We start from the raw sequence: 21949 nt of genomic DNA, 5'->3' as shown, positions 1-21949 counted from the left end.
AACCTCGCACAATACGTCACCGGCGCCGCCCTCCTCGTCGACGGCGGCGCCTTCGTGAACCTTCAGTAAGATCCGATAAAACAAGGAGAGGACGGGATGCGCAGCATCATATCGGCACTGGCGCTGGCGGCGGCGGTTCCCGCCCTCGCCCAGACCGCGCCGCAGAGCACGATCTTCATCGCCAGCGATTCGACCGCCGCCAATTACGAGCCCGCGCGCTATCCGCAGACGGGCTGGGGCATGATGCTGAAATGCGGCCTCTCGCCGCGCGTCGTGGTGAGCAACCATGCCATGGGCGGGCGCAGCACGCGCACCTTCCTGTCCGAAGGGCGGCTCGATGCGATCCTCGCGGCGATCAAGCCGGGCGATACGGTGCTGATCCAGTTCGGCCATAACGACGCCAACCGCGCCAAGCCCGAGCGCTTCGTCGAGGCCCGGACCGGCTATCGCGACAATCTGCTCCACTTCATCACCGTGATCCGCGCCAAGGGCGGCCAGCCGGTGCTGCTGACACCGGTCGCGCAGCGGATCTTCGAGGGCGGGCAGGTCAAGGCCGGCTTCGCCGAATATTCGGCGGTGGTCCGCGCGGTCGCGGCCGAGACGAAGACGCCGCTCATCGACCTGGAGACGCTGTCGCGAGACTGGGTCGCGCGCGCCGGCGAGGAAGGCGCAAAGCGCTATTATCTCCATTATGCCGCCGCCGATCATGTCGCCGCCTTCCCCAACGGCATCGACGACGACACGCATTTCAGCGAGCTCGGCGCGCGGGGCGTCGCCGATCTGATCGCGGGCGGGCTGGGCCAGCTCCACCTGCCGGTCTCGGCCGAAGTGCTCGCCGACCGGCCGGACCTGAAGCGCACCACCCCGCTCGGCCGGGCGGACTGCGAATGAGCCGCGCCCCGATCGATCGCCGCGCGCTGATGGCGGCCGGCATGGCGCTCGGACTCGCCCCCGCGGTCGCGCGGGCGGAGCCGCAGCATGTGCCCGAGGATTTCGTGCGCATGCCGCTCTGGCCCGGCAACCCGCCCGGCAGCGACGGCGTCACCGCGATCGAGCAGGAGACGCTGCGCACCCCCGCCTCGCCCAAGGACGACACCGCCTTCGTCCATGTCCGGCGCCCGACGATCACCATGCTGCGCCCGGCCAGGCCCAATGGCGGCGCGCTGCTGCTGATCCCGGGCGGCGGATACAGCCGCGTCGCGATCGGGCATGAGGGCTATCAGATCGCTCGCCGCTTCGCCGCCGCCGGCTATCATTGCTATATCCTCGTCTATCGCCTGCCCGCCGACGGCTGGGCGGCAGGCCCCGATGCGCCGCTCCAGGATGCGCAGCGCGCGCTTCGCCTCGTGCGCAGCCGTGCCGCGATGGACGGCTTCGATCCGGCGGAGATCGGCACGATCGGCTTCTCGGCCGGCGGCCATCTCGCCGCGCGCCTCGCCACGCAGACGGACCGGCAGGCCTACACCGCCATCGACGCGATCGACGCATTGCCGCTGGCGACCATGGTGGCCGGGCTGCTCTATCCGGTCGTCCTGCTCGACGGGCCGTTCGTCCATCGCGGCTCGCGCACCCAGATGCTGGGCGAATCGCCCACGCCGGAGCGCGAGCGCGCCTTCTCGGCCGACAGCCATATCGCCCCCGGCACCCCGCCGGCCTTCCTCGCCCATGCGCTCAACGACGCGAGCGTGCCGGTCGAGAACAGCCTCGCAATGCTCACCGCGCTGCGCGCCGCGAAAATACCGTCCGAGCTGCACCTGTTCGAGACCGGCGGCCACGGCTTCGGCCTCGCGCTGCCCGACGGCACGCCCTCACCCTGGCCCGAATTGTTCATCGGCTGGGCGCGCCGCCACGGCATGCCATAAGTACGGGACGGCTCCGCTCCGGTCCGTGCCCGATTCCACGTCGCCGATATCCCCCCGCCAGGAGGACATCCCTCCCGGCGAACGGACTGTCGCGCGTGCATGCCATTGGACAACCGGTGTCAGCCGCCAGACCGCCCTCGAAGGCCAATATATCCGCCCCACAGCATCTTATTCCACGATATGTCCCACATGGTGGTCTTATATTCCATAATTTAGATTGACACCGGTAGACACCGCTCGATATGCAACCTCCAAGGGTCAACCGACGCCGCCTTCTGAAGCGGCACGTTCGATAGGGAGAGAGAGATGCGGTTGGGTAAGGAACTCGCTGGTTCGGCAAGCCGGAAGGCGCTGGCGCTGATGGGCATGTCGCTGGCTTTCGCGCCGCTTTCGGCGATGGCGCAGGCGACGGATCCGGCGAACGGCACTGCCGTTCAGGACAATATGGCCGCGGCCGACGCGCCTCCCCAGGACGAGAGCGAGCAGACCGAGATCGTCGTCACCGGCTTCCGCCAGAGCGTCGCCTCGGCGATCAGCGCGAAGCGGAACGCATCGGGCGTGGTCGATGTCATCAAGGCCGAGGACATCGCCCAGTTCCCGGACAACAACCTGGCGGATTCGCTCCAGCGCGTGCCGGGCGTCAGCATCACCCGCGTCGGCGGCGAGGGCCGCAGCATCAGCGTGCGCGGCCTGGGGCCCGGCTTCACCCGCGTCCGCATCAACGGCATGGAAGCCCAGGCGACCAGCGGCGCCTCCGATGCTTCGGGCGGCGTGAACACCGGCCGCGGCTTCGACTTCAACGTCTTCGCTTCCGAGCTGTTCAACTCGATCACCGTCCACAAGACGCAGGATTCGGAGACCGACGAAGGCTCGCTCGGCGCGACCGTCGACCTGCAGACCGCCCATCCCTTCGACTTCAAGGACACCACCGCCACCATTTCGGGCGAGGGCCAGTGGAACGACCTGCGCGGCCGCATCGATCCGCGCGTAGTGGGCCTGTTCTCCACCACCTTCGCCAACGGCACGCTGGGCGTGCTCGTCTCGGGCGCCTATTCGGAATCGCATCGCTACGAGGAAGGCTATGGCTTCGGTGGCGGCTTCGACGACGTGGGGGCCAATGGCGGCTTCTGCTCGCCGGTCGGCCTGGCGGCGATCAATCCGAACCCGGATGTCGACGGGGCGCGAGGGGCTTCGGCCACCGAATGCTCGACCGGCGTCGCGCGCCCGGCCGGGACGGATGCGAATATCGCCGCCTATAACGCTGTCCAGGGCGCCCATAATCCGCGCCTCCCGCGCTATGGCCGCCTCGATTATTCCCAGCGCCGCCTGGGCCTGACCGGATCGCTCCAGTGGAAGCCATCGGAGCGCACGCTGGTGACGTTCGACGTGCTCTATTCGAAGAACAACGAGGACCGCGAGGAGCAGTTCCTCGACGGCTTCTCCTTCTCCCGCGCGCTTTCGAACAACGGCAAGCCGCAGACCTCGGTGCTCGACGCCGTGGTGTCGGACAAGGGCGATCTGGTCTATGGCACGTTCGACAATGTCGACATGCGCGCGGAGAACCGGCTGGTCAAATCGCAGACCGAGTTCCAGCAGTACACGCTGAGCTTCAAGCAGGAGCTGGCCGACTGGTGGCATATCGACGGGCTGGCCGGCCTCTCCAACTCGCACTTCGATAACCCGTTCGACGTGACCGTGACCAACGATCGCGTGAACAGCGACGGCTACAGCTTCGATTTCCGCGGCAATTCGCGCCTGCCGATCCTGTCCTACGGCTATGACGTGAACGATGCGAACGCCTATGGCTTCAACAGCGGCGTCTCCGAGATCCGCGCGCGCAAGTTCTTCGTGTCGAACAAGTACAAGACCGCGCAGCTCAACAGCGAGATGGAGCTGGCGCAGGGCTTCAAGTTCAAGTTCGGCGGCGAATACAAGAAGTTCGAATTCGATTCGACGCGCTTCATGCGCAACACCAGCGACCTGACCGTGCCCGCTTTGCCCGCCGGCACGACGCTGGCGGACCTGTCGAAGACCGTGTCCGACTATGGCCAGGGCATGGACCTGCGCGGCGACACGCCGACGAGCTGGGTCGTGCCGGACGTGGAGAAATATGTCGATCTGTTCGACATCTATTCGAACTCCGGCCTGTTCGTGCTGGGCAGCGTGGACAATGCCAGCGCGCGCGGCAGCGTTCGCGGCGTGACCGAGGAGAGCAAGGCATTCTACGGCCAGTTCAACTTCGACATGGAGCCCCTGGGCCTGCCGATCCGCGGCAATGCGGGCGTGCGCTGGGTGGAGACGATCCAGCGTTCGCGCGGCTATCAGGTGCTGGCGGGTGCGCCGGTGCTGGTCACCGCCCGCAACAGCTATGATCGCTGGCTGCCGTCGCTGAACCTCACCGCCGAGCTCCGCCCGGACCTGCTGCTGCGCTTCGGCGCATCGAAGGTGCTGGCGCGGCCCGAACTGGGCAACCTGACTCCGGGCGGCAACATCCTGCTGACGGGCGATCGCAGCCTGACGCTCGGCAATCCCACGCTCGATCCCGTCGAGGCGAGCACGCTGGACTTTTCGGCCGAATGGTATTTTGCGCCCGCGTCGCTGTTCGCGGTCGGCTATTTCCACAAGGACATCAGCACCTACGTCCAGTCGCTCCAGCGCCAGGTGCCGTTCAACCAGCTCGGCCTGCCCGAATCGCTGCTCGAAGGCTCGCTGACTGCCCCGACCGACAGCTTCCGCGTCAGCCAGCCGGTGAACACGCCGGGCGGCCCGCTCGACGGCGTCGAGGTCAACTTCCAGTCGACGCTGCCGCTGCACTTCCTGCCCAATGTGCTCGATCACTTCGGCGTGCTGGCGAACTACACGCACGTCACCTCGAAGATCACCTATCTGCTCAACGCGGGCGGCACCTCGACCGTGACGGCGGACCTGGTCGGCCTTTCGAAGAACGCGGCCAACGGCACGCTCTATTTCGACGACGGCAAGTTCAGCCTGCGCGGATCGGTCGCCTATCGCAGCGGCTATCTGACGAACGTGCCGGGCACGAACACCGGCAACAACATGAACGGCACCCAGTCAGTGACGACCGTGGACGCCTCGGCCTCCTACTCGATCAACGCGCATCTGAAGCTCAAGGTGGAAGGGCTGAACCTGACCGACGCCTTCGTCGACCAGTATCAGGATACCATCCGCCTCAGCCCGAACAGCTACACGCATACCGGGCGGCAGATCAATTTCGGCTTCCTCTACAAGTTCTGACCTCCCCTCCGGCCGGTCGCTTGCTAAAGCGGCCGGCCCCTTTTTTTTCTCGAGAGGCAAGAGGATCGTGGCGATGCGGCAAATGCTGTCGGCGGGTTTGTGGCTGGCCATGGCGTGCCCGGCATTCGCCCAACAGCCCGAAGAGCCCGGATCATCGGGGCTGCTGTTCCATGTGAGCGGGGAAACCGGCGCGACCGCGGATCGTGCGGCGGGCCTCGCCGTCCCGATCTTCGAGCAGGGCGTGCAGAAGGTGCCCGACGGCGTCGTCGGCAGCGCGCTGAGCATGGACGACAAGCTCACCCTCGCCTGGTCGGCGCCCGGCAACATCTTCGCCCAGCGCGGCACCCTCTCCTTCTTCGTGCGGCCGCGAACGCCGGTGGACGGATCGCCCTTCACCATCTTCCGCGTCGGTGCCGGCGACAGCACCAGCTGGGACATGACGTTCCTGCGGATCGACTGGAACGGCCAGGGCTTCGACGCCTTCGTCACCGACGCCGATCTCGCCCGCACCCGCGTCTCGTGGAAGATGGCAGGCATACCGGCGGCCGATCGCTGGATCCACATCGCCTTCGCCTGGGACGAGGCGCAGGGCGTGACCTTGTGGATCGACGGCAAGCGCGTGGCGAGCAAGGTGGCGCGCGCCGTCTATGACCAGGCGCTGTTCGGCTTCGGCCCGTTCCAGCGCGTCATCAGCCCGCAAAAGGTGGAGAGCGGGCTCAACTATATCCGCTCGGGCGATATCGACGAGCTGAACGTCTACGATCACATGCTGGACGATGACCAGGTGGCGGCGCTGGCCGGCGGCAAGCAGCCCGAAGTGCCGGCTGCGCAGCCGCGCAGCCTGTCCGATGCCAATTGGCGCCTGCGCTACGGTTGGGATCATGTGACCGGACCGGCCGACCAGGCCGAGGGCAAGACCATCGCGGTGCGCAAGGTCGAGTTCGCCGACGCGCGCGACCAGAAGGAAAAGGCGTTCCGCGGCGCGGACGGCATCCGCGAGACGACCTGGCCCGGCGTCTACAACCGCTCGCGCCTGCCCGGCCGCAGCGACTATTTCCTGCTGCCCGACTGGAACGTCTATGCCACCGCCGGCCAGGATTACACGCTCACCCTGCCCGACGAGGAATGGAACCATATCGAGATCGTCGGCGCGGCGCATGGCCGGCTGAGCGCATCGGGCGAAACCCTGTTCACCCGGCCCCAGGGCGCCGAGCGGACCTCCACCCGGCTGCCGGCGCTGCATCGCGGCGGCGTGCTCACCTTCCACAACGACGTGCAGGAGACCCCGATCCAGGAGATCGGCGCCTATCGCATCTCGACGATCGACGCCGCGCCCTCCGGCTATGCCCGGCTGGACTATAAGGTCGATCCCGCCGCCAGCCCGCTGGGCTATGCAAGCCTTTCCCCGCTCACCGGCCGCATCGCCACTCGCTTTCCCGCCGATGAGCGCGCCACCGTGGTCGCGTTGCCCGCGGGCGCGCCGGTGATCCGTGCGAGCGTGGCCAAGCGCGATCACACGCTGCCGGTCGTGCATGTGCTGGTGCCGGCCACCTTCCGCGACCAGCCGCCCGGCGGCACGCCGCGACGCTTCAGCTATGGCTGGGAGAATCTGAACGCCGGGCTCGACGGCGTGGAGATCGGCCTGCCTCCACTCGACCTGACCCCGGGCGCCGACGGGCTGGCACCACTCAACATCCGCCTCCACGATCCGCTCTGGCCGGATCGCGACCTGATCGACGTGATCGTGCGCGTGAAGCCGGGCAAGGCGCAGCGCATCTGGCTCGACAGCCGCGACCGCTTTCTGCGCTCGGGCGACAGCGTTTCGCTCACCCTCGCGGCCGACGACCCGCGCTTCGGCGCGGAGAGCCTCAAGGGCATGACGGTCTCGCTGGTCTTCAAGCCCGCCGAGGCGGCCAAGCCCGAGCATGTCGCCGACCGGCTGGAGCAGGCGCGCGACAATCTCGCCTCGCTGATCGAGGAGCAGCCGAGCACCCGCCTCTATCCGATCTGGGACCGGTTCGAGCGCGACGTGTCCGACGTGCTGCGGGTCGATCCCGACAATGTACGCGCCCGGGCGCTGTGGGTGGAGAAGAATCCCGAGCAGCCGGCCGGCCCGGACACGCTGTCCGCGGCGCCGGCGGGCGTCCCCGAATGGGCGTTCCGCCAGACACAGGCGCTCTCGCAATATCGCCGCTTCGTCGATTGGTGGATCGACCATCGCCAGATCGCGGACGGCGAGTTCGGCGGCGGCCTTTCCGACGACACCGATCTGGTGAACCAATGGGTCGGCCTCGCGCTGATGGGCGTGGAGCCCGATCGCCTGCGCCAGTCCCAGCGCGCCCTGCTCGACGCGACCTATGCGAATGGGATGTGGGACAAGGGCCTGAGCTTCATCCAGACCGATCAGCTCCACAGCTATGAGGAGGGGATCAACGCGCTCGCCCAGGCGATGATGCTCTCCTGGGGCGATCCGCGCGAGATCGAGCGGGCGATGGAGGTCGCGCGCAACTATTCCCGGCTGATCGAGGTCAACAAGGCCGGGCACGCCCATTTCGTCAGCGCGTGGTTCAACGGGTCGCGGATCGATCGCGGCGGCCATCTGGGCTGGCAATATCCCTACAGCTTCCTCATCACCCATCCGGGACTGCTGCTGGTCGACTATAATGGCGCGCCGAAGGTGCGCTCGCTGGTCCTTTCCGCGCTGGACGGCTGGCTGGCGCACGGCAAGCAGGATGCCGCCGGCAACTGGACCTATCCGCAGGAGATCGAATGGGCGACCGACGCCGCGCGCGGCACCGGCGTCGCCAGCGCGGCGCATAATTTCTGGGCCGCGTGGCGCTGGACGGGCGACCAGCGCTTTCTGCGGCCGCTGGAGCCCAAGGGGATCACCTCCGCCTCGCTCCCCACCCTCTTCTCGGTCAATGCCGATGTGCTCGCCGGCATCCCGGGCGGCGACACGCTGGCGCGCACCATCGCATCCGACCCGAACGCCGTCACCGACACCGCCAACGACCCCAATCTCGGCTCGGTCAGCGGCAAGCGGCTGGCCCAGTTCATCCGCTGGCAGGAGACGGGCGACAACGCCATCCTCACCCGCCTCTACGAGGAGGATATCCGCCAGACCAACCGGCGCATGTATGTGCTGACCGAAGCCGAGCTGTGGAGTGACCGCGTCGCGGTGCCCAGCGAGCTGCTCCAGCGCGCGCGGATGGGGGGCGTGGCGCATCTGCGCAACAATTATTACCCCGGCAATCTGGTGAGCTGGCGCTTCGACGATCCCGATGTCGCGGAAAAGGTCGGCATCCTGATCCCCAAGGGCGATCCGAAGCATTTCCAGGTGATCGCGCACAACCTGTCCGGCCGGGCGGTGACCGCGACGATGACGGGCGCGATGCTCGCTCCGGGCCTGTGGCGGATGACGCGCGGGATCGACGGCGATGGCGACAATCGCGCGGATGCCGCGGGCGCGCCGGAGACGGTGCGGCTGGAGCGCGGGCTCGGCGTCGAGCTGAAACTCCCGCCGGGGCAGACCATCGTCTATGATTTCACGCTCGACCAGCCTGGCGACGATCCCGCCACCCGCGCCGATATCGGCATCTCCGCCGATGACCTGACGCTACAAGGTGGATCGCTCCGCGTCCGCGTGCATGGCCTGGGCGCGGTGGCGACACCGGCCGGCCGCCTCACGATCACGGACCGGCAAGGACGCACGCTCGGCGAGGCGCGTTTTCCGGCGCTCGCCGCCCCCGCCGATCTGCTACCCAAGACCCAGGACGTTCGTGTGCGCCTGTCGGGCAAGCCCCAGGGGCCGCTGACGGTGCGCGTCGCGCTGGACGGCGCGCCCGCCGAAGTGACGCAGGCGAACAATGCGGCGGTGCTGGAGGTGCGTTGATGGGACGAGGCTCACTCTGGAGGACGGCGGCGCTGGTCGCGGCGCTCGCGGCGTCGGCCCCCGCCGCCGGCCAGACGGTGACCTCGCGCAGCTTCGGCCATCTCGCGGACGGACGCGAGGTCCACGAATATCTGCTCGACGGCGGCGCGGGGCTCAAGGTCCGGCTGCTCGATTATGGCGGCATCATCCGCGCGATCGAAATGCCCGATCGCAAGGGCCGGGTCGAGAATGTCGCCCTGTCGCTCGACAGCCTTGCCGCGCATGAGAAGCGGCCGAATTTCAGCGCGATCATCGGCCGCTACGCCAACCGCCTCTCCGGGGGCGGCGTGACCCTGGACGGCGTCTTCCACAAGCTCGCGGCCAATGCGAAAGGCATCATCTCCCACGGCGGAGAAGGCGGCTTCGGCGCCCGGCTGTGGCAGGCGTCCACCGTGTCGCTCCCCGGCCGGGCGGCGGTGCGGCTCCGCCTGGTCAGCCCCGCCGGCGAGAACGGCTTTCCCGGCACGCTGGATACCAGCGTGACCTTCTCCGTCGGCCGCGACAACACGCTCCGCCTCGACTATCGGGCGACGACCGATGCGCCGACCGTGGTCAATCTGACGCATCATCTGTTCTTCAACCTCGCCGGCGCCGCGAGCGGGGGCATCGATCGCCAGCGGATCCGCATCTTCGCGGATCGCTTCACGCCGCTCGACGCCGATCGGCTGCCGACCGGCGAGCTGAAACCGGTCGAAGGAACGCCTTTCGACCTGCGCGACTGGGCCGAGATCGGCGCGCGCATGCGCTCCCCCGACCCGCAGATCGCCGCCGCTCACGGCTTCGACCATAATTTCGTGCTGCGATCCCCTGCCGGGGCCAGGCTGCCCGTGGCCGCCTGTGCCTATGACCCGGCATCCGGCCGCGCCTTGATCGTCAGGACCGACCAGCCGGGCCTGCAACTCTATACCGCCAACGGATTCGACGGATCGCTGCGCGGCGGCGCGGGACGGATGCTGCGCCAGGGCGACGGCTTCGCCCTGGAGACCCAGCATTTCGCGGACAGCCCGCGCCATCCCGATTTCCCCTCGACGGCGTTGCGCCCGGGCGAGGTCTTCGCGAGCTCCACCAGCTTCACCTTCGTCGCCGCACGGCCATCGGATGCTCCCGGCGGCCCCGATCTCCCGGACTGTCGCTGACCCGAGCAGGCGATCCAGCCGCGCCAGCATGATTGACATATCTATATCACGAACTGCTATATCAGTCTTCAGAATCAGAAGATGGCGAGGAGTGGGGTGGATATGTGGCGGCGCGTTGCGATTCTTCTGTGTGCCGGCACCTCGGCCGAGACAGCTCTCGCGCAGGAGCGCGCGGCCACCGAGTTCTTCGTCTCGCCCAAGGGTGACGACGCGGCCCCGGGCACGCGCGAGAAGCCGTTCCGCACGCTCAAGCGCGCCCAGACCGCCCTGCGAACCGCCAATCAGACCCACGATGTCGTCGTGACGGTGATGGACGGCGTCTATCGGCTCGACGCGCCCCTGTCGTTCACCCCAGCGGACGGGGGCCTGAACGGGCACAGCGTCGCGTGGAAGGCGGCGGACAATGCCCATCCGGTGATATCCGGCGGCGTCTCCGTAGGCGGCTGGCAGCTCGCCGACCGGGCGCGCAATATCTATGTCGCGTCGGTGCCCAAGGACGTTGACGCCCGCCAGCTCTGGGTGGATGGCCGCCTTGCCAAACGCGCGGCGATCGAGATTCCCCGCGCCGCGGTGACCTTCGCCGATGCCGCGCTGGTCATCGACGATCCCGCCTATGACTATCTCGCCAAGCTGCCCGATCAGCGCCGCATCGAAGTGGAGGGGCTGGGCTTCTTCACCGATCGCTTCTCGCCGGTCGAGCGGATCGAGGGGCGCCGGCTCGTGATGCAGCAGCCGGCCTGGGACAACAACAACTGGGGTTATGACACGCTGAACAAGCCCTATGGCCCGGAATTCGCGCATCTCTATCTGGTCAATTCGCTCGCGTTCCTGACCAAGCCGGACCAATGGTATCTCGATCCCGCGGCGGGCAAGCTCTATTACCGCCCCCTGCCCGGCACCGACATGGCCAAGGTCCGCGCCGAGCTGCCCCGCCTGCCCTATCTGATCTCGATCGGCGGCAGCTATGACCGCCCGGTCCGCGACATCAGCTTCAGCGGCTTCCGCTTCTCCTATACGAGCTGGATGGGGCCTTCGACCGGCGAAGGCTATGCCAACCAGCAGAGCGGCGCATTCCTGGCCGGCGTGTCGCGCAGCCGCCCCAGCGACGCGCTGGCGAGCTGCGCCTGGGGCTGCCCCGGCTTCGAGATGCGCCGTAACGAATGGTCGCAGATCCCCGCCGCGATCCAGGTGTCGGCCGCGCAGCGCATCACCTTCGATCACAATGTCTTCGCGCATCTGGGCCAGGTCGCGCTCGGCATCGGCAACAATCCCGACGCGAATGCCAGCGGCACCGGCTATGGCGCCCAGGCGATCGAGGTTTCGGCCAACGTCTTCACCGATCTCGCCGCCGGCGCGATCCTGGTCGGCGGCGTGCGGCGCGAGGCGCACCATCCGGCGACCGAAGGCCAGACCAACCGCCAGGTGACGATCCGCAACAACCGCATCTCGAAGGTGAGCCAGGATTATCGGGACAACAGCGCGGTGCTCAGCACCTATGTCGATCGCGCGCTGATCCTGCACAACGACATCTCCGACGCGCCCTATGACGGGATCGACATCGGCTGGGGCTGGGGGCTGAACGACCCTGGAGGCAATCCCTCGTACCGCACGCGCGAGCGCGGCTATTACGACTATGCGCCCAACCTGGTCTATCACGAGCCGACGACGCACCGCGACGTGATCGTCGCCTATAACCGCATCCACGGCGCCAAGCGGCATTTCGAGGACGGCGGCGCGATCTACAACCTGTCGGCCAGCCCGGGCACGGTGATCGCCGAGAACTACGTCTACGACATCCCGAAGAAGATCGCGCTCTATCTCGACGAGGGCTCGCGCTTCGTGACCGTGCGCAACAACGTGGTCGACAATGCGGCCAAGTGGCTCAACGTCAACACGGTGCGCGGCTCCTTCCCCCAGCGGATCAGCCCGGACAACACCGCCACCGGCAACTGGCACAACACCACCGAGATCGGCGGCATGTGGGACGCCTATCAGAACAATCTGATCCTCGACGACCATCTGGTGGCAGGCACCGCCTGGCCGGCCGAGGCGCGCAAGGTGATGGAGGCATCGGGCATCGAGGCGAAGGCGGGCACGCCCAGCTACGATCCGGCGACGGGAGCGGTGAAGTGAACGGCGCCCCTTTCCGCCTGCTGGCCGAAACCGAGCTCAGCCGCCGCGGCGCGGTGATCGGACTGGGCGCCGCGCTGCTCGCCCAGCCGGCGCTGGCGCAGACCGCGCGGGCGCTGGGCGCGTTCCACGATGTCCGCAGCTATGGCGCGAAGGGCGACGGCAAGACGATCGACAGCGCCGCGATCAACAAGGCGATCGAGGCCGCCACCAAGGCGGGCGGCGGCACCGTCGTCGTCCCGCCAGGCCGCTATCTGTGCTTCTCGATCCGGCTGAAGGACAATGTCACGATCGTCCTTTCCGCCGGCGCGGTGATCGAGGCGGCGGACCCGACGGTCCACAAGGGCAGCTATGACGAGCCCGAGAACGACATGGAGGAGCAGTTCCAGGATTTCGGGATCACCCATGTCCACAACAGCCTGATCTATGGCGACGGCGTCAGCAACGTCGCGATCGTCGGGCGCGGCATGATCCATGGACTGGGCCTCAATCGCGACGGCCCGGGCGATCGCTGGCACAACAAGCCCGGCTGGAAATCGCCCAGGGATCTGGGCATCACCCCGCGCGAGGCGCGGCTGCGCGATCCCAAGGAGCGCGCCGTGCTGGGCCGCGCCAACAAGTCGATCGGCCTGCGCGACTGCCACAATGTGGTGCTGCGCGACTTCATCGTGCTCCAGGGCGGCCATTTCTGCGTGATCGCGCACGGCGTGACCAACATGACGATCGACAACCTCACGATCGACACCGATCGCGACGGCATCGACATCGATTGCTGCCGCGACGTGCGGGTGAGCAACTGCATCGTCAACGCGCCCAAGGACGACGCGATCGTCCTCAAGAGCAGCTATGCGCTCGATCGCAAGGTGATCTGCGAGGACGTGACCGTCATCGGCTGCAAGACGATGGGCTATGTGCTGGGATCGCTGCTCGACGGCACCTATCGGAAATCCGACTATACCAGCGTCGACAGCGTCGGCCCGCTCGGCCGGATCAAGCTGGGCACCGAGAGCAATGGCGGCTTCCGCAACATCCAGATCACCAACTGCACCTGCGAGAACAGCCGCGGCATCCTGATGGGCGTGGTCGACGGCGGCACGCTGGAGGACGTGATCGTCTCCGACATCACGATGCGCAATCCGGTCAACCATCCGCTGTTCGTCCACCAGGCCGCGCGGCTGCGCGCGCCGGCGGGAACGACGGTGGGCAAGTGCCGCCGCGTGAAGTTCAGCGACATCAACGTCTCGGGCGCGGACCCGCGCTATCCTTGCGGCGTCGCGGGCATCGCGGACGCGCCGGTGGAGGATATCAGCTTCACCAATATCGAAGTCACCAGCCGCGGCGGCGGCACGGCGGCGGATGCCGCGCGGGTTCCGCCCGACAAGCGCGAGACCAGCCTCGAGGTGAGCTTCATGGGCGCCCTGCCCGCCCATGGCTTCTTCGCGCGCCACGCGCGCCGGCTGATGCTGCGCGACCTGATCTTCCGCACCGAGACGCCCGACGCCCGGCCGACGATCGTGCTGGACGACGTGCAGGGGGCGATCATCGACGGCATCGTCTCGCAGCGCCCGCGCGAAGCGGCGATCGATGCGCGCGGCAGCAGCGGCGTGACGCTGGGAGATATCCGCAGCTTCGACTAGGCCGGATCGACATTCAGCCCACGTCTCCTCTCCCCTTGATAGGGGAGAGGATAGCGTAGCTTGGAGAGGGGTAGAGCGGAGCGCAGCTCCGCGCGGCTGCTGCGCAGCCGCCCACCCCTCACCCAGCTCCGACTAAGGCCGCGCAAGTGCGCGACCCAAGTCTGCGCAACCCTCTCCCCTCACGGGGAGAGGGAAAGTAGAGCTGAATGTCGATCCGTTCTAGTCTCTGACTGATATCTCTGTTGCACCGTCTGATCTATTTAACTAGGCAATGACGCTGGCGGCCATCGCCGCGCCAATGGAGGAATCGCACCATGGTCGAGCTGTTCGGCCGAACGATGTCGGCGCGCGAAATCGCCGAGCATGCGGGGTCGCTGTCGCAATTCGCCGGGGTCCGGCTGATGACGCTGGGCGACGGCGTGGAGCGCGGCGTGCGGATGCTGGAGTTCCGCACCGGCACCGGGCTGCGCTTCACCGTGCTGGTCGATCGCGCGATGGACATCGCCGATTGCGAGCACAACGGCCGCGCGATCGGCTGGAACTCGCCCGCCGGCTTCCGCCATCCCGGGCTGCATGAATATGAGGGCGAAGGCGGGCTTTCCTGGCTGCGCTCCTTTTCCGGCCTGATGGTCACCTGCGGGCTCGACCATATCCTGTTCATGGATGAGGATGACGCCAGCCAATATGTCTACGGCCCGCGCGGGACCGTCTCCTCCTCGCTGCACGGGCGCGTCGGCACGATCCCGGCGAAGCTGACCGGCTATGGCGAGCGCTGGGAGGGCGACCGCTGCATCCTGTGGGCCGAAGGCATCGTCCAGCAATCGACCGTGTTCGGCGAGGATCTGCACCTGATCCGCCGGATCGAGGCGGAAGTGGGCGGCAACGCAATCCATCTCCACGACCGCGTGGTGAACCACGGCTTCTACCGCACGCCGCACATGTTCCTCTATCACATCAATCTCGGCCATCCGGTGCTGGCGGAGGGCTCGCGCTATCTCGCGCCGCTGAAGGACGTGGTGTGGGCTGCGCATGCCGGGCCGGACTATGCCAAGAGCGGCGTCGGCTATCGCACCATGCCGCGCCCGCAGCACGGCTTCCACGAGCAGGTCTGGCAGCATGAGATGGCCGCCGATGCCGAGGGCCGCGTGCCGGTGGCGCTGGTCAACGATGCGATCGGCTTCGGCGTGGTGGTGGAGACGCGCAAGGACCAGTTCCCCTGCCATTACGAATGGCAGAACCTCCAGGCCGGCCAATATGCGCTCGGCATCGAGCCTTCGACCAACCATGTCCTCGGCAAGCAATTCGCCCGCCAGCGGGACGAGCTGACCTGGCTGGAGCATGGCGAGGCGCGGACTTACGACACGGTGTTCGCGGTGCTGGACGGCGCGGACGCCATCGCCGCCGCCGAGCAGCGCATCCGCGCCATCTCGGGCCAGCCGGACGCCGACTTCCCCGAGCCGAGCGGCAACTATCCGAAGATCACCGGACGGGAGACCCGCGCATGAGCATCGCCGGCCGCACCATCCTCTATACCGGCGCCGCGGGCGGGCTCGGCCTGCCGACGACGCTGGCGTTCCTCGAAGCCGGCGCGCGCGTGGTCGCGGTGGACAATGATCCCGCCAAGATCGCCGCGCTGGAGGCCGCCGCCCCCGCCGACGCCCGCGAGCGGCTGGTCGTGCTGCGCAGCAATCTCTCCGATCTCGACGGCTTCCGCGCCGATCTGGAGCGCGTCTCGGCTCAGGTCGGCGGCTTCGACGTGGTCATCAACAACGCCGCCATCTACCCTTCCAAGCCCTTCGAGGAATATACGATCGAAGAGCATCAGGCGGTGCAGAAGGTCAACGTCGACGCCGGCATCGTCGCAGTGCAGGTGGCGCTGCCGCACATGCGCGAACGGCAATGGGGCCGGATCATCAACATCGCCAGCGTGACCTTCTATGGCGGCTGGGCGCTGCTTTCGCCCTATGTCGCGTCCAAGGGCGCGCTGGTCGGGCTCGCCCGCGCCTGGGCGCGCGAGTTCGGGCCCGACGGCATCACCGTCAACGCCGTCTCCCCCGGCGCCTTTCCCACCGATGCCGAGAAGATCCACCCGGACCCCGAGGGCTATACCCGGTTCGTGCTCGATCATCAGGCGGTCAAGCGGCGCGGCACGCCCGACGACATCGCCAGGGCGCTCGCTTTCCTCGCATCCGACGACGCGGGCTTCATCACCGGCCAGACGCTCAACGTCGATGGCGGCTGGGTCATGCACTAAGGACTGACGGAAATCATGGGTATCCTGAGCGGCTATCGCGTACTCGATTGCTCCATCGCGATGGCGGGCCCCTTCGCGGCGCAGCGCCTGGGCGATCTGGGCGCCGACGTGGTGAAGGTGGAGCCGACCGGCGGCGAATGGCAGCGCTTCCGCGCGGCCGGCGGCGCGACCGGCAACCGCATCAACACCTCGTTCCTCTCGCTGAACCGCAACAAGCGCAGCCTGGCGATCGACCTCAAGTCCGGGGACGGCAAGGCGGTGCTGCTGGAGCTGGTGAAGACCGCCGATATCTTCATCCAGAACTATCGCCCCGGCGTGGCGAAGCGGCTGGGCGTGGATTACGAGACCCTCTCCGCGATCAATCCGCGCCTCGTCTATGTCTCGATGTCCGGCTATGGCGAGAGCGGGCCCTATGTCAGCCATCCGGGGCAGGATCTGCTGCTACAGGCGATGTCGGGCGCGATGCTCTCGGCGGGGCGCGAGAGCGATCCCCCCGCCCCCGCCGGCCAGTTCCTCGCCGACGCGGTGACCGCCTATGCGGCGTTCGAGGGCGCGCTGGCCGCGCTGCTCCACCGGGAGCGGACCGGCGAAGGGCAGCTCGTGCAGGTCAACATGCTCGACGCGGTCGTGACCTTCCAGATGCAGGAAATGTCGGTCTTCACCGCCGGCCACAAGCCGCAGACCCGCTCGGCCGAGCCGCACGCGCATTGCTATATCCGCGCGCCCTACGGCACGTTCGCGACCGCCGACGGCTTCATCGCCATGGCCTTCGCCAATCTGGAGAAGCTGGGCGAACTGATCGGCGAGCCGAGCTTCGCCGGCATGGACGACGAGACCGACAGCTGGACGCACCGCGACGCGATCTTCGCGGCCGTCGCCAGGCGGCTGACCGCCAGGAGCAATGCGGAGTGGCTCGACCTGTTCCGCCAGCACGATATCTGGGCCGGCCCGGTCTATGGCTATGCCGATGTGGTTGCCGATCCGCAGATCGCGCATAACGAGACCTTCGTCGAGTACGACCATCCCAGCGAAGGCCGGGTGAAGACGCCGGGCTTCCCGATCCGCTTCTCCAAGACTCCGACCACCGTCGAGCGCGGCGCGCCGCAGATCGGCGAGCATAGCCGCGAGGTGCTGGCCGAGGCCGGGTTCGACGCGGTGGCGATCGACGCGCTGCTCGCCTCCGGAGCGGTGCGGCAGGACTGATGCGGTATCGCGCGCTTACCTGGGACCATCCGCGCGGCTATAACGCCCTCGCGGCGGCGGCGGCCCGGCTCGACGAGGATCGCGACGGGCTGGCGATCGATTGGGACAAGCAGCCGCTCGAAGGCTTCGAGACGCATCCGATCGCGGATCTATGCGCCCGCTACGATCTGGTGGTGCTCGATCATCCGCATGTCGGCGAAGCGGTGGCCTCGAACTGTCTCCGGCCGCTGGAGAGCCTGTTCGATCCGCAGGAGCTGGCCGCGATCGGCCGCAGCGCGATCGGGCCGTCGCTCAGCAGCTATCGCTATGCCGGCAAGCACTGGGCGCTGCCGCTCGACGCCGCGACCCAGGTCATGGTCTGCCGGCCCGACCTGCTCGACGGCCCCGTGCCCGTCACCTGGGGCGAGGTGCGGGCGCTGGCGAAGCCGGTGGCGCTGTCGCTTGCGGGACCGCATGCGGCACTGAGCTTCCAGTCGATCGCCGCCGCATTCGGCGATCCCCCCGCCGAGGCCGATCCCGAGCGTTTCGTCGGCGACGCGGTGGGTCCGCGCGTGCTCGACCTGATGGCCGATCTCGCCGCGCGCACGCCCATCTCGGTGAAGGAGCTTAATCCGATCGGGCTGCTCGGGGCGATGGCGGGGACGAACGAAGTCGCGCTCTGCCCGCTGGTCTATGGCTATGTGAACTATGCCGCGCCGCTTGCCGGGCAGGCGCTGCGCTTCGCCGACGCGCCGCGCGCCGAGGCGGGCGGGCGTGCCGGATCGACGCTGGGCGGCACCGGCATCGGCATCTCCGCCCGCGCCGATGTGTCGCCCGCGCTGCTCGACCATCTGCGCTGGCTGATGAGCGCCGAGGCGCAGATCGGCTTCATCCCCGCACATGACGGCCAGCCGAGCCTGCGCGCGGCATGGGCCGATGCGGGGGTCAACGCGCGCTGGGGCTCCTTCTACCGCGATACCGCCGAGACGCTGGAGCATGCCTTTGTGCGGCCCCGCCATGACGGCGCGATCGCCTTCCAGACCGCAGCCTCGGCGCTGATCCGCGACGGGCTGGCCGAGGGCCGGCCGCACCGCGCGATCCTCGACGCGCTGCAGGACGCCTATGCCAAGAGCCGGACGCCCGGCACCGAAAGGTAATCCCCGATGACCGACAATCTGCTCTTCTCGATCGACGGCCATGTCGCGACGATCACGCTCAACCGTCCCGAGAAGCTCAACGCCGCCACCCCGGCCATGTCCAAGGCGATCGTCGCGGCGGCCGAGGAATGCAACCGCGACGATCGGGTGCGCTGCGTGATCGTCACCGGCGCGGGCCCCAAGGCGTTCTGCGCCGGGTCGGACATCGCCGAGCTCGACAGCTATGCGACCCCTTGGGACTTCCGCAACCGCGCCGATTATTGCGACGCGATCCACCATCTGCTGAAGCCCAGCATCGCGGCGGTGAACGGCTATGCGCTGGGCGGCGGGCTGGAGACGGCGCTGTCGTGCGACATCCGCATCGCCTCGTCCAACGCCAGGTTCGCCGCGCCCGAGATCAAGCTCGGCTGGATCGGCGGCGGCGGCATGGCGGCGTTCCTGGCGCATTCGATCGGCATGTCGAACGCGGCCAAGATGATCATGACCGGCGATCCGATCGACGCCGATCAGGCCCTCGCCTGGGGCCTGGTGAGCGAAGTGGTGGAGCCCGAGGCGCTGCTGGACCGCGCCCGCGCGCTGGCCGAGACGATCGCGTCGCGCGCGCCGATCGCGGCGGAGACCGCCAAGCTCAACCTGCGCGCCGCCTTCTCGATGCCGCTCGACAAGGCGATGCAATATGAGCGCGACCTCCAGACGATCTGCTTCGCGACCGAGGACGCGCTGGAAGGCCGCGCCGCCTTCAAGGAAAAGCGCGCGCCCGTCTTCAAGCGCCGATAGCCCTCTCCCCTCCGGGGAGAGGGTTGGGAGAGGGGCAGGACGACAGCCCCTCCTCCTCCGCTCGCAGGTCAAGACACACTGCCCCTCTCCCCGGCCCTCTCCCCAAAGGGGAGAGGGAGAGAGCAGGCGTTACTTCACCGACCGGATCGGCCAGACGAAGAACGACCCCGCGAACACGAACACCATCGCCGCGATGAACAGCACGCCGTAATCATTGCCGGTCGCCTTGAGCAGCATCAGCGCCAGCACCGGGCTGATGATCTGCGGGATGTTGATCGCGGTGGTGAGCAGGCCCAGATCCTTGCCGGTGGAATCGTCGCCCGCCGCGCGCTTGGGCAGCACCTGGGTCATCAGCGCCATGTCGACCGACATGAAGGCGCCGTAGCCGAGCCCGATCAGCACCGCATAGCCGTACATGCCCTCCACCGTCGGCAGCAGCAGCGGCACCAGCAGCGCCATGCCCATGATCACGCTGGAGAGGAACACCAGCGGCTTGCGCCGGCCGATCCTGTCCGAGACGAACCCCGAGGCGAAGCCCGAGATCACCAGCGCGACGAAGGTGACCGAGGAGAGCGCCGCGATCGTCCGGTTCGCCTCGTCGATCGACAGATGGATATGATCCTGGAGGATATAGAGCAGATAGGTGACGATGCCCTGATAGCCCATATAGATGGTGAAGCGCCCCAGGAACGCCCAGGCGAAATCAGGATGCCTGCGCGGGCTCACCCAGAAGCTCTTGAGGAACGAATCCGCGCGGAAGGGCTCGGGCGCGGCGACCGGAACCCGCGGCTCAGGGTTCAGCACCACGAACAACAGGCACACCACCGCGATCGCGCCGGCGAACAGCGCATAGGCCGTGACCAGGTGCGAGGCCGTGATGCCGCCCACCACCGTACCCGCGGTGAGCCCGGCGGTCATGCCGGCGCCGACAAAGCCCGAGACGGTGCCGCGCTCGCGCTCCGGGAAGCGATCGGCGACGATCGTGGTGATCGCCGCCTGCATCGCATTGAGCGCGACCGCCGAGACGACCCACAGCGCGGTGATCATCCAGAAGCTCTGCACCTGCGACACCGCGAACAGGCTCGCGGCGCCGATCAGCGCGCCGATCACGATCCACGGCGTCCGCCGCCCCCAGCGCGTGCGGGTGCGATCCGAAAGCGCGCCGGCGATCGGCGTCGCGAGTGTGCTGAATACCGAGGTGATCGCGAAGACGATCGCAAGGTTGCGCTCCTTGCCGCCCGGATCCAGCATCTGGATCTGGTTGGGCAGCAGCACCGAGAGCACGCCCGAATAGAGCGCGAGCAGCACGAAGAAGACCAGGGTCAGCGAAACCAGCAGCACCCATTTTGCGCGGCCTACGGCATGCGCCGGCTCATGCATCAGATTGGCGAAGCCTTCGGCCGAGGGCGGAACGGCGGTCTCTTCCATATATCTCTCCGATGCCGGCCGGCCCCTCTTGACGGGAGCCTCGCCTGCGGTGCGATCCCGGGATCAGCCCAGGTAGATCTGGCGCGGGGCCTCGCCGAGTTCGGCCTTGTCGAGAATTTCCGGACGGCGCCAGTCGCGGCGCGCATCCTCGCTCAGCACCAGGCCGTGGCCGGGCGCCCGCGACGCATGGATGTTGCCGTCGCGGATGGCGAAGGGCGTCTCCACGAGATGGTCGAAATTCTGGTAGCTGTATTCGACCCATTCGACCTCGGGCAGCGCCACCGCCATGTTGACGCCGATCTCGAGGAAGCTGTTGCCCAGCGTGATCGGCACGCCGAACTCCGCCGCCAGCCAGCCGATCCGCATCACGTCGGTGACATGGCCATGGACGTTGAGCAGATCGGCGCCGCCCGCCTGGAGCAACTGGCGCTTGCCCGACACATCGAGATATTCGCCCGAATTTATCAGCGTCGCGCCGGCGGTCTGGCGCAGCAGCTTCAGCCCCTCGAAATCGTGGCGCAGCACCGGATCCTCGACCCAGAAGATGTCGTGCCCCGCGCGGCGCATGGCTTCGAGGTTCGCGATCGTCTGCTTCGGCGACCAGGCTTCGTTGGCGTCGATCATCATCGTCGCGTCCGGCCCCGCCACATTGCGCAGCAGATCGAGCCGGTGGATGTCGCGGTCGAGATCGGAATGGCCGACCTTGATCTTGAACGCCGTGAAGCCCTGAGACAGCGCTGTCTCGAACAGTGCCGAGAAATCATCGTCCGGCAGGTGGAAATCGAGCCCGCTGGCATAGCCGCGGACATGATCGCGCCGGCCGCCCAGCAGCTTCCACAGCGGCATTCCCAGCGACTTGGCGAAGAGATCCCACACCGCCTGTTGAAGCGCCTCTTCGAACGGCACGGAAAGGCGGCGGACATTGCCGCCGCGCGGGCGATTGACGCGATGCGCCAGCGCGCCGGCCGCCTGCCCCTCCAGGCCCGGCCATACCTCTTCGCGGAACACGCGAACCAGTTCCGCTTCGGAGGGAAGCGGATGGAACAGGCTCTGCACGAAACCGAGCCCGATATCGCCGCGCTCGCCGATCAGTTCGAGCGCCGCGACATGAACATCATCCGCGCGCACCTGGCTGTCGCCGATCACACGGTCGCGCAGGAACTGGAAACGGGTGATACGGAAGTCGACTATGCGCATTTT

14 protein-coding genes are annotated in these 21949 nt (G+C 67.7%); 12 read left to right on the top strand and 2 right to left on the bottom strand.

The features are described from left to right. Window positions 1–96: 96 nt before the first annotated feature. The 12 genes from HB724_RS05355 to HB724_RS05300 all read left to right on the top strand — a co-directional run bounded on the left by HB724_RS05355 (window position 97) and on the right by HB724_RS05300 (window position 19321). Window positions 97–891, top strand: coding sequence for a rhamnogalacturonan acetylesterase (locus HB724_RS05355; protein ID WP_213979873.1), 795 nt, complete (start codon window positions 97–99; stop codon window positions 889–891). Next, window positions 888–1862 (top strand): alpha/beta hydrolase, encoded by a 975-nt coding sequence (locus HB724_RS05350; RefSeq protein ID WP_213979872.1) that lies wholly within the window; start codon window positions 888–890, stop codon window positions 1860–1862. Before HB724_RS05355 ends, HB724_RS05350 begins: the two co-directional genes overlap by 4 nt. A gap of 306 nt (window positions 1863–2168) precedes the next feature. Next, entirely contained in the window at window positions 2169–5117 is a 2949-nt protein-coding gene (locus tag HB724_RS05345; protein ID WP_213979871.1) for a TonB-dependent receptor, read from the top strand. Between the two features lie 73 nt (window positions 5118–5190). After that, window positions 5191–9009 (top strand): LamG-like jellyroll fold domain-containing protein, encoded by a 3819-nt coding sequence (locus tag HB724_RS05340; RefSeq protein ID WP_213979870.1) that lies wholly within the window; start codon window positions 5191–5193, stop codon window positions 9007–9009. Beyond that, complete coding sequence (locus tag HB724_RS05335; protein WP_213979869.1) at window positions 9009–10184, top strand: aldose epimerase family protein; 1176 nt, start codon at window positions 9009–9011, stop codon at window positions 10182–10184. The genes HB724_RS05340 and HB724_RS05335 overlap by 1 nt, the downstream gene beginning before the upstream one ends. Window positions 10185–10286: 102 nt before the next feature. Continuing rightward, window positions 10287–12317, top strand: coding sequence for a right-handed parallel beta-helix repeat-containing protein (locus HB724_RS05330; RefSeq protein WP_213979868.1), 2031 nt, complete (start codon window positions 10287–10289; stop codon window positions 12315–12317). Then, window positions 12314–13951, top strand: coding sequence for a glycosyl hydrolase family 28-related protein (locus HB724_RS05325; RefSeq protein WP_346344670.1), 1638 nt, complete (start codon window positions 12314–12316; stop codon window positions 13949–13951). Before HB724_RS05330 ends, HB724_RS05325 begins: the two co-directional genes overlap by 4 nt. A gap of 314 nt (window positions 13952–14265) precedes the next feature. After that, window positions 14266–15456, top strand: coding sequence for an aldose 1-epimerase family protein (locus HB724_RS05320; RefSeq protein WP_256731336.1), 1191 nt, complete (start codon window positions 14266–14268; stop codon window positions 15454–15456). Further along, the gene (locus HB724_RS05315; protein WP_213979867.1) at window positions 15453–16205 is read left to right on the top strand and encodes an SDR family oxidoreductase; all 753 of its coding nucleotides are present in this window, start codon (window positions 15453–15455) and stop codon (window positions 16203–16205) included. Before HB724_RS05320 ends, HB724_RS05315 begins: the two co-directional genes overlap by 4 nt. A gap of 15 nt (window positions 16206–16220) precedes the next feature. After that, a complete protein-coding gene (locus HB724_RS05310) occupies window positions 16221–17408 on the top strand; it encodes a CoA transferase (RefSeq protein ID WP_213979866.1) in 1188 nt (395 codons plus the stop codon). Beyond that, a complete protein-coding gene (locus HB724_RS05305) occupies window positions 17408–18544 on the top strand; it encodes an extracellular solute-binding protein (RefSeq protein ID WP_213979865.1) in 1137 nt (378 codons plus the stop codon). The genes HB724_RS05310 and HB724_RS05305 overlap by 1 nt, the downstream gene beginning before the upstream one ends. 6 nt (window positions 18545–18550) lie before the next feature. Beyond that, entirely contained in the window at window positions 18551–19321 is a 771-nt protein-coding gene (locus HB724_RS05300; RefSeq protein ID WP_213979864.1) for an enoyl-CoA hydratase/isomerase family protein, read from the top strand. Window positions 19322–19450: 129 nt separating this feature from the next. On the opposite strand, the gene HB724_RS05295 is transcribed toward HB724_RS05300, so the two are convergent. Further along, complete coding sequence (locus tag HB724_RS05295) at window positions 19451–20749, bottom strand: MFS transporter (RefSeq protein ID WP_256731335.1); 1299 nt, start codon at window positions 20747–20749, stop codon at window positions 19451–19453. Window positions 20750–20812: 63 nt separating this feature from the next. Then, entirely contained in the window at window positions 20813–21946 is a 1134-nt protein-coding gene (locus HB724_RS05290) for an enolase C-terminal domain-like protein (RefSeq protein ID WP_213979863.1), read from the bottom strand. Window positions 21947–21949 lie beyond the last annotated feature (3 nt).

The sequence above is a fragment of the Sphingomonas sp. dw_22 genome (genome assembly GCF_018449795.1).
Classification (GTDB): domain Bacteria; phylum Pseudomonadota; class Alphaproteobacteria; order Sphingomonadales; family Sphingomonadaceae; genus Sphingomonas.
Note: the sequence above shows the minus strand (reverse complement) of the source record. Positions and strands in the feature narration are given on the sequence as shown.

Bases quoted from the DNA above. Each gene is read 5' to 3' on its own strand.
- HB724_RS05355 (WP_213979873.1), top strand. From the start codon at position 97: ATGCGCAGCATCATATCGGCACTGGCGCTGGCGGCGGCGGTTCCCGCC.
- HB724_RS05350 (WP_213979872.1), top strand. From the start codon at position 888: ATGAGCCGCGCCCCGATCGATCGCCGCGCGCTGATGGCGGCCGGCATG.
- HB724_RS05345 (WP_213979871.1), top strand. From the start codon at position 2,169: ATGCGGTTGGGTAAGGAACTCGCTGGTTCGGCAAGCCGGAAGGCGCTG.
- HB724_RS05340 (WP_213979870.1), top strand. From the start codon at position 5,191: ATGCGGCAAATGCTGTCGGCGGGTTTGTGGCTGGCCATGGCGTGCCCG.
- HB724_RS05335 (WP_213979869.1), top strand. From the start codon at position 9,009: ATGGGACGAGGCTCACTCTGGAGGACGGCGGCGCTGGTCGCGGCGCTC.
- HB724_RS05330 (WP_213979868.1), top strand. From the start codon at position 10,287: ATGTGGCGGCGCGTTGCGATTCTTCTGTGTGCCGGCACCTCGGCCGAG.
- HB724_RS05320 (WP_256731336.1), top strand. From the start codon at position 14,266: ATGGTCGAGCTGTTCGGCCGAACGATGTCGGCGCGCGAAATCGCCGAG.
- HB724_RS05315 (WP_213979867.1), top strand. From the start codon at position 15,453: ATGAGCATCGCCGGCCGCACCATCCTCTATACCGGCGCCGCGGGCGGG.
- HB724_RS05310 (WP_213979866.1), top strand. From the start codon at position 16,221: ATGGGTATCCTGAGCGGCTATCGCGTACTCGATTGCTCCATCGCGATG.
- HB724_RS05305 (WP_213979865.1), top strand. From the start codon at position 17,408: ATGCGGTATCGCGCGCTTACCTGGGACCATCCGCGCGGCTATAACGCC.
- HB724_RS05300 (WP_213979864.1), top strand. From the start codon at position 18,551: ATGACCGACAATCTGCTCTTCTCGATCGACGGCCATGTCGCGACGATC.
- HB724_RS05295 (WP_256731335.1), bottom strand. From the start codon at position 20,749: ATGGAAGAGACCGCCGTTCCGCCCTCGGCCGAAGGCTTCGCCAATCTG.
- HB724_RS05290 (WP_213979863.1), bottom strand. From the start codon at position 21,946: ATGCGCATAGTCGACTTCCGTATCACCCGTTTCCAGTTCCTGCGCGAC.